The following is a 15,967-nucleotide window of genomic DNA, read 5'->3' on the forward strand; positions in this document are numbered from 1 at the left end:
TGTCCGTTACTCTTAACGACGAGCCGTTGTATCTGTCTTCGACAACGCAGGTGCCAGCCGAGCCTCATCAGTTGAGTTCAGCCCGGCTCTGAGATACCGCGTAGTGACGAAGACAGTTAACGCAAACATGGTGATCACCTATAGTGGTCACCACGATGACGCTTAATGAGTTAAGTGCACGATGAAAGGATTTACCCCCCGTGCGTAGTTCAAATCCATACTTCAGCTCCCTGACGGAGGAACGGAAGCGTGAAGCCCGTTCCGGTCAGGGCGAGTACGTATTCGGCCAAGGCCAAGACGCCCAGCAGTTCGGCCAGCGGGGTGCATCGATGGCTGGTGCCCAGCAGTTCGGTCAACAGACCATGCAGCAGCAGGCCCAGGGCACAACTGCAGAGCGCGGAATGACCATTGACGACGTTATCGTCAAGACCAGCATTACGCTCGGGGTCATTATCGTCGGCGCCGTCATTAACTACATGCTGTCCCTGTCGAACCCCCAGGTCTCCAGCCTGCTGACCATGGTTGGCGCGATCGGCGGACTCATCATGGTCATGGTGTCGACGTTCGGTAAAAAGTTCGGCTCCCCCGTCGTTACCCTTCTTTATGCCGCTTTCGAAGGCCTCTTCGTTGGTGGGCTGACCAGCGTTTTCGCGAACGTCATGGTCAGTGGCGCAAATGCCGGCACCATCATCGGTCAAGCAGTTTTGGGCACCATCGGCGTGTTTATCGGGATGCTGATCGTTTACCGGACCGGCGCCATCCGCGTCACCCCGAAGTTCAACCGCATCATGTTGGGCGCGCTCGTCGGCGTGCTCGTTCTGGCACTAGGCAACATGCTTCTCGCGGTCTTCACCGGTCACAATCCTCTTACCGACGGTGGCCCGCTAGCCATTGGTTTCTCGCTTCTGTGCATCGGCTTGGCTGCGCTGAGCTTCCTGCAGGACTTTGACACCGCAGATCAACTGGTTCGTGCAGGTGCACCGTCGAAGATGGCGTGGGGAGTTGCTCTCGGGTTGGCCGTGACGCTGGTCTGGCTCTACACCGAAATCCTCCGTCTGCTGTCGTACGCGAACAGGAACTAGCGCAAGATCATTGACGCCATCGCGGTTCTCCGTGGTGAGGAAGTAGCCGGCCAGCATCGTTTGTTGGCCGGCATTTTTGATATCGCGATATTGAGACGCCAGGCATCTCGAGAAAGCAGACACGTCGAGAATCCGTACGCTGCCCTAGCAATAAGAAAGCCCTCCGTAACCATTCACGGAGGGCTTTTCGCGTCGCTGTTAAAGACGCGGTAAAGAATTACTTCTTCGACTCGTCGTACGGCTCTGCCTTAACGATCGTGACCGATACCGTCGAACCATTGGGAGTCTGGTATTCGCGGGTCTCTCCCTCTTTAGCTCCGACGATAGCCGCGCCGAGCGGAGCATCGGTGGAGTAGGTTTCCAGGTCGGTGTTGGATGAGTGAACACCGCGGGTACCGATGAGGAAGGTTTCGGTGTCATCTTCGTCGCCATCGTAGTACACGTGGACAACGGAACCGACGAGGGCAACACCGCTCTGGGAGGGCGCTTCGCCGATCGTTGCGGAATCGAGTAGCTCTTCGAGGTAAGCGATGCGGGCTTCCTCTTGGCCCTGCTGCTCGCGGGCTGCGTGGTAACCGCCGTTCTCTTTCAGGTCTCCCTCTTCGCGGCGCTCGTTGATCTCGGCAGCGATGACGGGGCGGTTAGCTTTAAGATCGTCGAGTTCCTTCTTTAGACGGTCGTAGGCTTCTTGGGTTAGCCAACGGGTGTTTGTATCCTCAGCCATGTTTATTCAGCCTCTCAATCGTTGCGGTTTATGAAGATTCCATGAAGATAAAATGCTTCGATTCGTATAACGCAGTGCATGGTACCACTGAGATGGTGGATTCAAAGCCAGCAACGGCGGCTTATGTATCCGAGTTGTCGAGATAGCCCGGAATCTCCGTCGAGCACCCATATTCTTTCCCGGCGACCGCTCGAGCACGCGTGGGGATAGCCACCTTGAAGCGCTCGGTCTTCTCGCCACCGGACGGGATCACAAATTCCCGACGCCCGACCTCGTTTTTGTCGTAATCCAGCGCGGTCACGATGCAATACGCTGCGCGGGAGGCGTCGTCACGTGTGACGTCGACAGTAAAATTCAGGAGCGAATCGTTGGGGCGGTCAAAACCTGCCGACGAAATAGAGACGTCGGAAGAGGATTCGTTGCGCCACTGATTCCACATGTATAAACCGCTGATGACCAGCACGAGGACAACGCCGATAATGATGACTTTGCCGGAGATCGATGCCGACCGTGATGAGCCATAACGTTGTTCTTCGATGGTCTGGCTTGTGGGCGACTGGGAATCCTGGTCGGTCATGTCTCCTATAGTACGACAGGAGTTACCGATGATAGAGCCGCAGGGGATGTGAAACCTGGCGACGCTCAGGAACCGGACCTAGTTGAAAACCGGGGACATTCCACGTAAAAAGTGATATGTCACAGAAATGGCTGTTGCGGCTTGGCCATGGGGTAGTTGCGGGCGATCGCACCGTCCTGGTGACAACCATTTCGTGTTATCAACTTTGGATATCAACGTTGTTTGCAACCCTTATGTGGATTTCTTGCTGGTACCAAATATCTTGGTTATACCCGATAGTGTGAGCGCGTTAAGCTCGTACGCCAGCGGCTCATCATGGCCGATTAATTTATTAACAAACTCGGAGGATATGTCATGACCGGATTTCGACTCTTAGCAATTCACGCGCACCCGGATGATGAATCTAGTAAAGGCGCAGCGACGTTAGCCCGGTACGCCAACGAAGGCAATGAAGTTATGGTCTTGACCTGCACGGGTGGGGAGCGTGGCTCGATCCTTAACCCTGCCATGGACCGCCCCGAGGTCCGCGAGAACATGATTGAATTGCGTAAGAAAGAAATGGCCAAAGCTGCCGAAATTCTGGGAATTAAGCAGCGCTGGTTAGGTTATGTCGACTCCGGCCTACCCGAAGGGGACCCGTTGCCACCGCTGCCGGAGGGCTCATTCGCATTAGCTAATACAGAGGAAGCCACCGCAGACGTCGTTGAGGTCATTCGCGAATTCCGCCCGCACGTCATGATCACGTACGACGAGAACGGTGGATACCCGCATCCCGACCACATCAAGACCCACGCGGTCTCTGTCCGCGCATGGTTGCGCGCCGGGGACCCGGGCTTCCACCCAGAAAAAGGCGAGCCGTGGGTTGTGTCGAAAATGTACTACACCCACGGATTCGTGAAGAGCCGGTTCCTCGCCCTTCACAACGACTTTATTAATCGCGGACTGCCTAGCCCGTACCAGGACCGCGTCGACAAGGCCGATGAGTGGCCGGATTTGATGGAGCGGGTAACCACGCAGGTGAATGTGGCAGATTTCTTCCACAAGCGTGATGACGCTCTCCGCGCTCATGCCACGCAAATCGATCCGCACAGCCGGTGGTTCGCGGTTTCGCCCGAGGACCAGAGAAGAGTGTGGCCGACCGAGGAATTCGAGTTGGCTGCCAGCCGCGTTGACACGTCGCTTCCGGAAAACGATCTGTTTGCTGGCATCGATCCTGATCACCAGCCGGAGAATGTTCCCGGGATGGTGTCCGAAGCTGCTCGTCAAGAGTATTCCCAGGGTGACGACGACTAGCCCGTCGTTGTAGCGTGCCCTATAGCTTGCCCGCCTCGCGATAGCGCGCCCACCGTCGATGACATCGCTTTTCGACGGTGATGTCACAGGTGGGGCGCAACGACGTACACTATTCCCGAGGCTAATCCGCTGTGTCGTTTACCCACCGCGTCTTTCGGTTTGTGGCAGAAGCGTCGCGTAATTAGTCGGACGGTCATGAAAAAGGAGCAGGAGTAGTGGCAGTGATCATGGGATATGACGTAGCAGCAGAGTTGGTGTCTCTCGGCGGGGCGAAACTCTCTACGATGTCTACTCACCTGGCGGTTACTACGGGAGGGATCCTCGCCCAGCAGGAGAAGGGCGGTCCGCTGGGGCCTGAATTCGGTAAAGCGTCACCGGTGGGTCTTCTTATACTCATTGCGCTTTTAGTCGTCGTTATTATTCTTGGCCGTTCAGCGACGAAGCGAATTAAAAATTTAAACCGTCGCCGCGCATTTGCTGAAAAAGAGGGCATCGACGTCTTTGACGCCGAAGAAATCGATCGTCGCATGGCTGAAAAGGGCATACAAGACGTCAATGCGAATTCCCGTTTTCCGGAAGTTCGATTGAAGCATAAATCACGGCCGACACAATCACGGTCGAAAAAAGCAGATGGCACAACGGATAAATAGAATCTAGCTACGATCGTTTACTTTTCTTATGCGCCCTATTTCTGGAACCTCGCCTGTCGCATCGCATCATGCTGCGACCACCGACGTCTCACCTGTTCGCCCTTTACCGTCGCCTCGGGAAATCCGACACGAGATTGAGCTGGACGCGGATGCCCGTCGGTTAGTCGAGTCGAGCCGGCGAACTATCACGAACATCATTCATGGGCGGGACCATCGCTTACTCGTTATCGTCGGCCCGTGTTCTATTCACGACCGTGATGCAGCATATGACTACGCCACTCGGCTCGCTGAACCGGCTCGGCGTTATTCCGATCGCCTCTTCATCGTTATGAGGGTGTATGGCGAAAAGCCTCGCACAACGGTGGGATGGAAAGGGCTTGTCAACGACCCCGACCTCGACGGAAGCGGGGATATCGCCCGGGGTTTGGCTCTAGAGCGAGAAGTATTCCGCGACGTTCTTTCTTTAGGCTTGCCGACGGCCACCGAGTTTGTGGAACCGCTCGCAACGAGTTACATCCACGACGCGGTCTCCTGGGGTGCCATCGGGGCGCGGACCGTCGAGAGCCAAGTACATCGGCAGTTAGCGTCATCGCTGCCCATGCCCATCGGATTCAAAAACGCCACTGATGGCAGTATTCAGCAGGCCATTGATGCGATTCGTGCAGCGTCGGCGGTCCATCGTTTCGTCGGGGCGGATGACGACGGCCACGTCGGAGTGATGAGCTCTCCCGGAAATACGGACGGCCATGTGATTCTCCGCGGCGGCGAATCCGGGCCGAATTACGGAACAGAGAGCGTCCTCACCGCCATTGAGCGGCTCACGGCAGCCGGTCTGCACCCAGCGGTGACCATCGACGCGTCACACGGGAATTCTGGCAAAGACCATATCCGCCAGCGTGCCGTCGTCGCTGATATTGCTGAACGGATCGCTGAGGGTGAGCCGGGAATCAACGGTGTGATGATGGAATCCTTCCTGGTTCCAGGTAAACAGCCCCATGATGAGGACATGATCCGTCGGCACGGCAAAGAGACATTGACATATGGTCAATCGATAACCGACGCCTGCATGGGGTGGGATGCCACGGTGAGCGCGCTCGACGAACTCGCCCGTGCCGTTCACACGAGGGGACACGGCGCATAGGCGTACCATATGAGCGTGACTATTCCGCCCAACACTCGCTGCGATGATGGTCGCGTGCCCGAAAATCGGCTGGTGTCATCAGTGCGCCAAGCTGGGAAGCGTGCTCGTGCCGCATGTAAACGCGTTGCCCTCATGGCGACCTACCCGTTGTACGAGGCCAGCTTGGTGAGGACACTTGAGGGGAAGCCCGTACCCCGCCACATTGCCGTCATGTGCGACGGTAACCGCCGGTGGGCACGGGAAGCTGGGTTTATCGACGTGAGCCACGGGCACCGCGTCGGTGCGAAGAAAATCAGTGAGCTTGTCCAGTGGTCCGGTGAACGCGGGATTGAACTTGTCACCATTTATTTGCTGAGCACAGAGAATCTCCACCGCGATAAGGCTGAGCTGGAGCTTTTGTGCAGAATCATTGGTGATGTGTCCGATGAACTGGCTAAATCGAAGTTGAACGCGCGGCTTCGTGTGGTGGGTCACCGCGATATCCTTCCCGACGCTCTCACCGACCGTCTTGCGGCGAATGAAAAAGCGACCGCTGACCATACCGGAGTGTGCGTCAACATGGCTGTTGGTTACGGTGGGCGGCAAGAAATAGTTGACGCCGTGAGGTCCTTGCTGGAAGACCGGGTTAAAGAGAAGCATGAGGCATCTCGGGAATCCTCGGCGAAGGACGACGAAAGCGCCCATCAGGTTGATTCGGCGTCCTCATGTAAGGCCAGCGAACTGGGGGATGACCAGCGGTTCTCTCTTGACGACATAGCGGAAGCAATCACGGTACAAGGAATCTCTGATCACTTGTACACTTCTGGCCAGCCTGATCCGGATCTTGTCATCCGTACCTCTGGGGAACAGCGGTTGTCAGGTTTTCTTTTGTGGCAATCGGCCTATTCGGAGATTTGGTTTACTGACACGTATTGGCCAGCTTTTCGACGGGTCGATTTTCTCCGCGCATTACGCGACTTTTCGCGACGGAACCGCCGGTTCGGCCGGTAACACGCGTCAATCATCACACTTTCCGCATGCGAACGCGCTGCACAGAGTGATCTTCGCCCTTCATGAGCACCAAAGACGCACGAGGTCGCGTCGGCAAGACATTCTCCGTCAAGTTCGGCAAATTCACTCGCTGCCAGATTTCACGGGCTTCCCGGATGGCGGTGTCGTCGTCAAGTTCGGCAAAATGGTGGAAGTGCGCGTCGGGATCAGAAAATGAGATATGTCGCAATTGCAAAAAGCGATCCACATACCATTGCTCAATGTCACGAGGATGGGCATCGACATAGACGCTGAATTCAAAGAAATCAGACACCATCAACGTCGGGCCTGTTTGAAGAACGTTTAGGCCTTCAATAATTAAAATATCCGGCCGGTCAACAGTAATAAACGTATCGGGAACAATGTCATACAACTCGTGGGAATACACCGGTACGCGAACGTTACGAGAGCCCGCTTTCACGTCGGTAATAAACCGCAATAATGCGCGCCGATTAAAACTTTCGGGATAACCCTTTCGATCCAAAATGCCTCGTCGCGTTAACTCGGCAGTGGGGTAAAGAAAGCCATCCGTCGTGACCAGATCAACCTTAGGATGAGAATCCCACCGCTGAAGCAACCTCTGTAACAAACGAGCGGTCGTCGATTTACCGACGGCGACCGACCCTGCAATACCAATGATGAAAGGGATATGGGGAACATCTTCCCCCAAGAACGTCGCCGTCGCTTGCCCCAACCGTTGATGAGCCTCCACCTGAAGATGGATGAGACGCGATAACGGCAAATAAACCTCGGTCACTTCATCCAGCGCAATGTTCTCACCCACACCGCGGAGCTCTTTTACCTCGGCCTCGGTCAGCACCTGAGGTTGAGACATGCGCAAGCGTTTCCATTGGTGTCTGTTGAATTCCAGATAGGGGCTGGATTCAGTCGCACGTGACATGTCTTCCATTGTGCCCCGCCGAATGACCTATCTCATAAGTGGGGTACATAATCGATACTCCCATTAAGCTATGGGGTAGTTCTGCACACACGCCATCCCCAGCGAGGAAGGGCCTTCATGAGTAATTCTTCATCACGCACGACCCCGTCAACCGCTAACACCCCTGATCAGCTACTTAACCAGCCTTTATCCCAGCTCGACCCCGAGGTTGCCGACGCCATTGCCGGCGAATTGAGCCGCCAACGGAACACGCTCGAGATGATTGCGAGTGAGAATTTCGTTCCCCGAGCGGTCCTTCAAGCCCAAGGTTCGGTGCTGACGAACAAATATGCGGAGGGGTACCCGGGGCGTAGGTACTACGGTGGCTGCGAAAATGTGGACATCATTGAGGACCTCGCGAGAGACCGGGCTAAGAAGGTGTTTGGCGCGAAGTACGCCAATGTGCAGCCCCATTCCGGTGCTCAGGCGAATGCGGCCGTGCTGATGGCCATCGCGAAACCGGGCGACACGATCCTGGGCCTTTCCCTGGCACACGGGGGACACTTGACCCACGGAATGAAGCTCAACTTCTCCGGAAAGCTGTATAACGCGGTCGCTTATGAAGTGGACCCCACCACCATGACCATCGACATGGAGAAGGTTCGCCAGCAGGCTCTGGAGGAAAAGCCCTCCGTCATTATTGCGGGGTGGTCCGCTTACCCACGTTATGAGGATTTCGCCGCGTTCCGGGAGATCGCCGATGAGGTGGGCGCCACATTGTGGGTGGATATGGCCCACTTCGCGGGGTTGGTGGCTGCTGGTCTGCACCCGTCGCCGGTTCCGTACGCGGATGTCGTCTCTACGACGATTCACAAGACCTTGGGTGGTCCTCGGTCGGGAATGATCCTGACGAATGATCTCGACCTCTTCAAGAAGATCAACTCGGCTGTTTTTCCAGGCCAGCAGGGTGGGCCCTTGATGCACGCGATTGCTGGGAAAGCTGTCGCGATGAAAATCGCGGGGTCAGAGGAATTCCGGGATCGTCAGCGACGAACCATCGCCGGAGCCCGTATTCTGGCTAACCGCCTGACTCAAGACGATGCAGGTGAGGCGGGTGTCGACGTCCTCACCGGCGGTACCGACGTTCACCTCGTCCTCGTTGACCTGCGTCATTCGTCGTTAAATGGCCAGGAAGCTGAGGATGCCCTCCATGATGTGGGGATCACGGTGAACCGCAATGCGGTGCCCTTTGATCCGCGTCCGCCCATGGTCACCTCTGGACTGAGGATCGGGACGTCGGCCCTGGCGACCCGCGGATTTGATCGAGAAGCATTTGGGGAAGTTGCCGACATTATCGCGGAGACGCTGATCAGCGGCCATCAAGGGAAGTCCGACGAGGTCCGAGATCACCTACGTCAGCGGGTTGAGGCCCTAGCGGCGAAGTTCCCCCTTTATGACGGCCTGGAAGATTGGACACTGATGTAATCATGCGCGATACGAATAGTTCCTCACGCACCCACCGATGCTTAGTCATTGTCGACGTTCAGAATGATTTCTGCCCTGGTGGTGCATTGGCCTGCGAGGGCGGCGACACCGTGGCCGCGGGAATCTCCGATTATGTCCAGCGCCCAGACGTGGCCGCCAAGTATGACTTCATTGTGGGGACTAAGGACTGGCATATCGATCCCGGTTCGCACTTTGCGCCACCCGGTGTGGAGCCCGATTTCGTCGAGACGTGGCCGGTCCACTGCAAGGTTGGAACCCCGGGGGCTGAGTCGCACCCCAACCTTGATGTCTCCTCTGTCGACTACTGGTTCCTGAAGGGCGAGTACGAAGCTGCCTATAGCGGTTTTGAGGGTTATCTCGAAGGGACCGACGAGGCCTCGGGTGGCGGGCAGCCAGAGAGACTGGGACCCTGGTTGCGCAAGCAGGGGATCGAATCGATCGACGTCTGCGGGATCGCGACAGATTTCTGCGTGAAGGCGACGGTGCTCGATGGAATTGCGGAGGGATTCACTGTCACTCTTCTGCCAGAGTTGTGTGCAGGTGTCGCCCCTGATTCCAGCGCGAAGGCTGTGGAAGATATGAAGCATGCAGGTGCGTCGGTGCGCTAGCTTCTGATTCTGATAAGTGAAACGGCACTGTGATGGTTGACGAGGCCATCACAGTGCCGTTTCTATTCCGGAGGTCGATATTGGCGACGACAGTGCTGGTGTCCTCGGCGCCTGGAGGAGGTGACGAGCGCTGAGGGAAGGCAGATCAGGAAGGGGAGAAGAGGAATGACCCTTGCCGATCGAACCAGCACAACCAGTATCGATTTTCATCACTGTGCACCACTCTGAGATGCTCCGCCTACCTAGGGAACCCCTGATGTCCCCGGGTGGTAGAGCGTTCTCGAACATCCCGCTGCGGTACGACCTTCAATTTAGCCTTACCTAAAGCAATCCGTCAATGATTTAAGCAACTTATTTGTATCAATAATTGAAATCGCCTGGTCAGTGGGGTTTTGGCCAATTTAATCCGGGGGTAATTTTTACCCCCGGCCTTCTTATCTCGCCATGTCGTGATTGAGAAATAGCCCTCGTAAATCTGTGACATGGGTTACGATCGCATGTAAATCATGACCTACCACCTAAAGTAGTGTTCACGTCGCGGTCACTGTCAGACCTCGAAAACTGCTGCTAATCACAAAAAGGATAGATAAGGAGCGCATATCCCATGAAGAACTTCTTACCTCGCACGATTTTCGATGACGAGCACAAGATGTTTCGTGAAACCGCCCGCGATTTCGTCGCCAAGGAAATCACCCCTCATGTTGATCAGTGGCATGAACAGGGCTATTGCGACCGCGACATGTACAAAAAAGCCGGTGAACTGGGACTTTTAGGAATTACTGCCGACGAAAAATTCGGCGGTGGAGGCATGGACGACTGGCGATTTAACGCCATCCTGTCGGAAGAGCTGGCCCAGTCCGATTGCGGTTCGGTCATTGTCTCTGTGCAGACGATCAATGACTTGGTCGTTCCGTACCTCGAGCGATTCGCCAATGACGAGCAGAAAGAGCGCTTCCTACGTCCGCTTTGTGCTGGTGAGAAGATCGCCGCTATTGCTATGACGGAGCCGGGGGCCGGCGCTGACCTGGCGGGAATCCGGACGCTCGCTAAGAAAGACGCCGACGGCAACTACGTCGTGAATGGTGCCAAGACATTCATCTCCAATGGCGTCCAAGCAGACTTCACGATTATCGTGGCCGTTACTGACCCTGAAAAGGGCCGCACCGGTGTTTCCCTCCTCATCGTCGAGGACGGTATGGAGGGGTACACCAAGACGGGGCCGCTGAAGAAAGTCGGCCTTAAGGCGCAGGACACCGCGGAGTTGTCGTTTGAAAACGTCACCGTTCCCGCCGAGAACCTCCTCGGTGAAGAGGGCGCCGGTTTCGGTTACCTGAGGCACAACTTGGCGCAAGAGCGGCTATCTATCGCTGTTGGCTCTGTAGCGACCTCGCGCCGCGCTTTCGACCTCGTTTACCAGCACAGCCAGGACCGTAAGACGTTCGGCAAACGACTGGTTGACCACCAGGCCTACGGGTGGATGTTGGCCGAGATGGCTACCAAGATCCAAGCTGCTCAGTCCTTCGTCGACGCCTGTATCGAGGCAAAAGTCAAGGGCGAACTGGATGAAACAACAGCGGCGATGGCTAAGTGGTGGACCACGGATCTGCAGGTAGAAGTGGTGAACAACGCGCTGCAAATGCATGGTGGCTATGGCTTCATGATGGAATACCCGATTGCCACGCACTACCTGGATACGCGTGTGCAGCCCATCTACGGTGGCCCGAACGAAATCATGAAGGAAATCATTGCCCGTCGCCTTGCCAAGGGCGCTGGAAAGTAAGGAACGACCAAACCACGGTGCGGTGAGCGGGCTCCGCATGCCCCACGGCAACCAGAAAGGCTGTTATGTCGGACGAACAAGACGTGGTGGGCGTCGAGACCCTGGATGTTGAGACAGGACAACCAACCAGTGCAGCTGAGGCTGCCTCTGGCGTTGTGCGTGTGATCACGCTCCGGCGGACAGAAGGATATAACGCCATCAACAAGGTACTTCGTACGCGGCTCCGCGAAGAGTTCGACGCGGCCACTGACCCGAGCGTCCGCGCCGTGCTTATCACCGCCGAGGGGAAGTCTTTTTGCGTCGGGCAAGACCTCAAAGAGCATCTCCAGGACTTGTCCACCGGGCAGGGTATGGGCAAGGTTGTCGACGAATACAACCCCATGGTTGAGGCCTTGCTTGCCATCAAAGCCCCTGTTGTCGCGGCTATTTCTGGACCAGCGGCCGGCGCGGGGTGGTCCTTAGCTTTGAATTGCGACTTCCGCATTGCCTCGCGGAGAGCATCCTTTACCGGTTCCTTCGCCGGTGTCGGATTGGCCTCCGATTGCGGGCTCTCCCACACCCTCACATCCATCGTCGGGCCTGCCAAGGCTCTCGACCTGTTGTGCCGCGACCAGCAACTCACAGCCGAGCGCGCGTATGATCTGGGGCTTGTCACCGAGGTCACCGACGACGACCGCGCCGACGAGGCCGCGACCAAGTTCGCTCTAGCGTTGGCGAATGGCCCAACGAAGTCGTTCTGCGAAATCAAGAGCCTGGTGAGAGACGAGCAGGCCGTGATGGCTGCGGCCGCCAGGGAAGCGGATGCCCAAGCGCGCCTAGCCTTCACCGAGGACCATCAAGAGGCAGTGCGATCATTCGTCGAAAAGAGAAAACCCCAGTTCAAAGGGCGCTAGTAGCGTCACCCTACACGCATTACTTATGGTTTTCGTTGGCAGCGTGACGACGCTCGCGTTCCTCTGCCAATGACTTCCGCTCTTCCTCTAGCCACTCCGGGCGGTCGTTAAGAAGATCGTTAATTTCGGCAGTCGTGAGCGGCTTATCCATGTCATTGCGCTTCAATGCTGCTGCAGTGACGCCGAGCTTCCGCGCGACTTCCGCCCGAGGATGAGGCCCATTCACCCGCAAATCTTTCAACCACTGAGGCGGGTTGTTCTGTAAGCCGACGAATTCATCATGAGTAAGTGCCGTCTTCTGGAACTCCTCAGGCGCGGCAGGAAGAAAAATATTCAGCTTTTTCGACGCCGTCATAGGCTTCATACGAGTGCTTGACGGCTGCGCCCCGGACGCGTGATCACTATGCGAATGAGTATCGTTCATGCGCACCAGAGTAATGCATAATCAGTTCTTATCCCGACGCTCTCAGTGCTGAGTTGGCCCTCTTCGATTCGAGTCGCGTACCGCGCCGGGCGAGGACGTCGTACGTTACGATCTGTTCATGACCGAATATCTCAAGGTCGTCTTCGTTCCGGGCCTTCTTCCCGACAAATGGTTCCGCAGGTTTGATGAACGCCACGGTGGTGCGTCGCGTGGTGCGAATCGTCGTGTGCGCATTGCGTCGGCCGCCGCTGACGATCCGCTTCCTTATGTCCTGCACGGGAAGGCTGATGTGGCTTTCGTCCGCATGGATAGTCGCGGACGGGAAGGCGTCGTTAAGGATGCTGAAGCGAGTGGTCAATCGATCCACCTCATTGAGCTGTACGAGGAACAGTCCGGCGTCGCAGTCCCCAAGGACAACCCCATAGCTCTGTTTCCGCAGGTCAGTTTACATGATCTAGAGGACGAGAAGATCATGTGGGCACCGCAGCCGCCTGACTTCCGGGTCGATATTCCCGACGTCCGTGCCGCGCTTGAGGTTGTTGCCGCCAACGTCGGTGTTGTTATCGCACCCCGGCCGTTGTTGCGGGTCATCAACAAGCGCGGAGTGAAAGACGTTGCCTTAAGCGATGGGCGTCCGACGCAGCTGGCCATGGTGTGGTTGCAATCCCGTGACAACCGCGACATACAGAATCTTGTCGGGATTGTGCGGGGGCGCACGGCACGGTCGTCGCGATAGGGCCCTGGGACGTGTGCACGGGACGTCTGTACGGGATGGAACAATAGAGCGTTATGAGAGCATCGTTCACAGGAACTATCCGCCCTATGACGCGCGACGATTATCCAGACGTGGCACGTATCCACCAGGCCGGGCTGGATACGGGCAACGGTGCATATGAAGCCTCGCCGGTCACGTGGGACGAATTCGTCGACAAGAAGATCCCTGAGCTGTGCTTCGTCGCGGAAGATGAGGGGAAGATTCTCGGGTGGGTTGCCCTCATGCCGTTTTATCGTCGGCCGTCCCTGACCGGGTTCTTGGAGGACTCGATTTATATTGATCCGGCGGCGTCGGGACGTGGAGTGGGTACCGCGCTTCTGGAGCACTCTGCCACAAAGGCGAGGGAGTGGGGCGCGTGGACCATCACTGGATGGATTTTTGAGGACAACTCCGCGTCCCAAGCGCTGCATGCGAAGGCGGGGTTCAGGAAAGTGGGCACACTCCAGCGGCACGGTTGGATGGATTACGGTCCGTGGTCGGACCAATACCGCCAGTGCGCTATTTATGAAAAGCTGCTGTAGAACAACCCGGGCGGGCACCATAAGGCCGGCCGGCGCAACAACCTGGGGCCGGCACACCGACCCGGGCCGGCATAATACCGTCGGCTAAAAAATCGCGGGTAATACGACAGAAGGCGGTGTGTCCGAGCCCGGTGATTTCTGGCCTGTGATCTAGGCACAAATGAAAATATATGCCCGGCAACCATATATCCGTTTCGAATAAAAGTGCGGGGGTATATGGTCCATTTTCGGCCATTTTTTTGGCCATATCACCCCGCAGTTTTCGACGGCACCCCGCATATTCCCCCGCAGTTTTCCGGCATGTGGACACATTTTTGTCGTATAACCCAAAATCGCGCCGACACAATACGGGTTGTGCCGACGCGCGATGGTGCCGTTCTTCAGCAGCGCTGTATTTACACCGAGTTCCGCAGTTTCTCTTCGCGGACGAGAGCGAACAAGATGAACGCGAGAACAGCGAACGGGATCACAACGATGAACACCGGAGTCAATGCGTCGTTGTAAGCTCCCATGAACATGTCCTTGAGCGGACCAGGCAGCGAGCCAACGAGCTCAGGCGTGAGGCTATCGGCGTCGAGCCCGCTCGACTGTTGCGCGAACTTCTGCTGCACCTCCGGCGGAAGTTGCGTCATGGCAGCTGGCATACGGTCCGCGACCAGTTCGCTAATGCGGTTGGTGAAAATCCCGCCGACCAGAGCAGAACCGAGCGACGAACCGATCTGGCGGAAGAAGTTGTTGCTTCCTGTGGCAACGCCGACCTTTTGGATCGGGAATGAGTTCTGCACCACCAGGATCAGGATCTGCATGGTCATGCCCAGGCCAACGCCCATGATGAAGAGGCACAATCCGAGGTACCACAGCGATGTATCAACGGTGATCCGGTGCAGAAGCACACAGGAGGCAACCACGATGAGCATGCCGATCGGGGGATAGATCCGGTATTTGCCGGTTCGGGTGACAACATTGCCCAGTCCGATGGACGTTCCCATCAATCCGACCATCATAGAGATCATCATGAAACCAGAGGTGGTCGGGTTCATGTTGTGGACCATCTGGAAGTAGGTGGGCATGTAGCTCATAACGCCGAACATCACGATTCCGACGCACAGACCGCCCAGGGTGACCAGGTTGAAGTTGCGGTTCTTGAACAGCGACATCGGGATCAGCGGGTCTTTAGCGCGCAATTCGATAAAGACGAAGATTGCGGCCGCAACGACGGTTCCGATCTCCAAGCCGATGATCGTGGGTGAGCTCCAGGAGTACTGGTTTCCGCCCCACGACGTGAAGAGGATCAGGCATGATGCGGACGTCGCCATGAAGATAATGCCGAAGTAATCGAGCTTCAGCCCATTTCCGCGCTTGGGTAGCTTGAGAGCGAACAGAGCGATAGCAACCGCGAGAAGGCCGACCGGCAGGTTAATCCAGAAAGCCCATCGCCATCCGGGGCCATCCGTGAACCAACCACCAAGCACGGGGCCGAGCACGGAGGACACACCGAAAACCGAGCCCATCCAGCCCGCGTACTTACCGCGTTCACGAGGGGGAACAACATCGGCCATGATTGCCTGCGAGAGGATCATGAGTCCGCCGCCGCCGAGGCCTTGGATACCGCGGCCAATGATCAGCTGTGCCATCGACTGCGAGAGGCCACCGATGATCGACCCGATGAGGAAGATAGCGATCGCGCCGACGAAGATCGGTTTGCGGCCGATTTGATCACCGAGTTTGCCGTAGATCGGCATCATAATCGTCTGGCACAGCAGGTAGGACGTAATGACCCACGACATGTGCTCGACGCCACCAAGGTCGCCGACGATCGTGGGAAGGGCCGTCGAGAACAGCATCTGGTCCAGACTTGCCAGCAGCATCGCGGACATGATGGCCACCATGACCGCAGGGATGTTGCTCTTATTCTTCGGCGCGGAGGATGTTCCCTCAGTGGTTGGTGACGTCTGATCTGCCGGCGAATGAATGTCCTTCACTGATTCCGGCGTAATCACACGGCTGGACAGGTGCTGCCCGGACGTGTTCACAGCGTTGTCGCTGGTGGCGTCGCTGTGTGTGCCATTGTGTTTACTCACTGT

The 15,967-nt window shown here is 56.7% G+C and carries 16 protein-coding genes; 11 read left to right on the forward strand and 5 right to left on the reverse strand.

What is annotated here, in order from left to right; genetic code table 11:
• The first annotated feature begins 200 nt into the window (after positions 1-200).
• Positions 201-1,082: a Bax inhibitor-1/YccA family protein gene (locus tag JMN36_RS05880; protein ID WP_221924014.1), complete on the forward strand. Its 882-nt coding sequence runs from the start codon at positions 201-203 to the stop codon at positions 1,080-1,082.
• 217 nt (positions 1,083-1,299) lie between these two features.
• Here the strand turns inward: JMN36_RS05880 and greA are convergent, their stop codons facing one another.
• Both greA and JMN36_RS05890 read right to left on the reverse strand, forming a co-directional pair.
• Positions 1,300-1,806, reverse strand: coding sequence for a transcription elongation factor GreA (gene greA, locus JMN36_RS05885; RefSeq protein WP_012731220.1), 507 nt, complete (start codon positions 1,804-1,806; stop codon positions 1,300-1,302).
• A 121-nt stretch (positions 1,807-1,927) separates the two neighbouring features.
• Positions 1,928-2,383, reverse strand: a complete 456-nt coding sequence (locus tag JMN36_RS05890; protein WP_204088209.1) for a DUF4307 domain-containing protein — start codon at positions 2,381-2,383, stop codon at positions 1,928-1,930.
• A gap of 354 nt (positions 2,384-2,737) precedes the next feature.
• Here JMN36_RS05890 and mca point away from each other — a divergent pair, with 354 nt between their 5' ends.
• From mca to uppS, 4 genes are all read left to right on the forward strand, one after another.
• Positions 2,738-3,676 carry a mycothiol conjugate amidase Mca gene (gene mca, locus JMN36_RS05895; protein ID WP_204088210.1) on the forward strand — a complete coding sequence of 313 codons (939 nt, stop codon included), beginning with the start codon at positions 2,738-2,740 and terminating at the stop codon, positions 3,674-3,676.
• Positions 3,677-3,891: 215 nt separating this feature from the next.
• Positions 3,892-4,326: a hypothetical protein gene (locus JMN36_RS05900; protein ID WP_204088211.1), complete on the forward strand. Its 435-nt coding sequence runs from the start codon at positions 3,892-3,894 to the stop codon at positions 4,324-4,326.
• Positions 4,327-4,354: 28 nt separating this feature from the next.
• Positions 4,355-5,467: a 3-deoxy-7-phosphoheptulonate synthase gene (locus tag JMN36_RS05905; protein ID WP_204088212.1), complete on the forward strand. Its 1,113-nt coding sequence runs from the start codon at positions 4,355-4,357 to the stop codon at positions 5,465-5,467.
• Between the two features lie 132 nt (positions 5,468-5,599).
• Positions 5,600-6,457, forward strand: coding sequence for a polyprenyl diphosphate synthase (gene uppS / locus JMN36_RS05910; RefSeq protein WP_204088652.1), 858 nt, complete (start codon positions 5,600-5,602; stop codon positions 6,455-6,457).
• 13 nt (positions 6,458-6,470) lie between these two features.
• Here the strand turns inward: uppS and coaA are convergent, their stop codons facing one another.
• Positions 6,471-7,397 carry a type I pantothenate kinase gene (gene coaA / locus JMN36_RS05915; protein WP_204088213.1) on the reverse strand — a complete coding sequence of 309 codons (927 nt, stop codon included), beginning with the start codon at positions 7,395-7,397 and terminating at the stop codon, positions 6,471-6,473.
• 117 nt (positions 7,398-7,514) lie between these two features.
• On the opposite strand from coaA, the gene glyA reads away from it, so the two are divergent.
• The 4 genes from glyA to JMN36_RS05935 all read left to right on the forward strand — a co-directional run bounded on the left by glyA (position 7,515) and on the right by JMN36_RS05935 (position 12,163).
• On the forward strand, positions 7,515-8,861 hold the full coding sequence (gene glyA / locus JMN36_RS05920; RefSeq protein WP_204088214.1) for a serine hydroxymethyltransferase: 1,347 nt from the start codon (positions 7,515-7,517) through the stop codon (positions 8,859-8,861).
• A gap of 2 nt (positions 8,862-8,863) precedes the next feature.
• A complete protein-coding gene (locus JMN36_RS05925; RefSeq protein WP_204088215.1) occupies positions 8,864-9,490 on the forward strand; it encodes an isochorismatase family protein in 627 nt (208 codons plus the stop codon).
• A gap of 604 nt (positions 9,491-10,094) precedes the next feature.
• On the forward strand, positions 10,095-11,270 hold the full coding sequence (locus tag JMN36_RS05930) for an acyl-CoA dehydrogenase family protein (protein ID WP_204088216.1): 1,176 nt from the start codon (positions 10,095-10,097) through the stop codon (positions 11,268-11,270).
• Between the two features lie 65 nt (positions 11,271-11,335).
• Entirely contained in the window at positions 11,336-12,163 is an 828-nt protein-coding gene (locus JMN36_RS05935) for an enoyl-CoA hydratase/isomerase family protein (RefSeq protein ID WP_204088217.1), read from the forward strand.
• Between the two features lie 19 nt (positions 12,164-12,182).
• Here the strand turns inward: JMN36_RS05935 and JMN36_RS05940 are convergent, their stop codons facing one another.
• Positions 12,183-12,527 carry a DUF5997 family protein gene (locus JMN36_RS05940; protein ID WP_236883021.1) on the reverse strand — a complete coding sequence of 115 codons (345 nt, stop codon included), beginning with the start codon at positions 12,525-12,527 and terminating at the stop codon, positions 12,183-12,185.
• 178 nt (positions 12,528-12,705) lie between these two features.
• Here JMN36_RS05940 and JMN36_RS05945 point away from each other — a divergent pair, with 178 nt between their 5' ends.
• Both JMN36_RS05945 and JMN36_RS05950 read left to right on the forward strand, forming a co-directional pair.
• A complete protein-coding gene (locus tag JMN36_RS05945) occupies positions 12,706-13,323 on the forward strand; it encodes a LysR family transcriptional regulator substrate-binding protein (RefSeq protein WP_221924016.1) in 618 nt (205 codons plus the stop codon).
• 53 nt (positions 13,324-13,376) lie between these two features.
• Positions 13,377-13,883, forward strand: coding sequence for a GNAT family N-acetyltransferase (locus JMN36_RS05950; RefSeq protein WP_221924017.1), 507 nt, complete (start codon positions 13,377-13,379; stop codon positions 13,881-13,883).
• 395 nt (positions 13,884-14,278) lie between these two features.
• On the opposite strand, the gene JMN36_RS05955 is transcribed toward JMN36_RS05950, so the two are convergent.
• Positions 14,279-15,964: an MDR family MFS transporter gene (locus JMN36_RS05955; RefSeq protein WP_204088221.1), complete on the reverse strand. Its 1,686-nt coding sequence runs from the start codon at positions 15,962-15,964 to the stop codon at positions 14,279-14,281.
• Positions 15,965-15,967 lie beyond the last annotated feature (3 nt).

The organism is Corynebacterium pseudokroppenstedtii, from assembly GCF_019754945.1.
Classification (GTDB): domain Bacteria; phylum Actinomycetota; class Actinomycetes; order Mycobacteriales; family Mycobacteriaceae; genus Corynebacterium; species Corynebacterium pseudokroppenstedtii.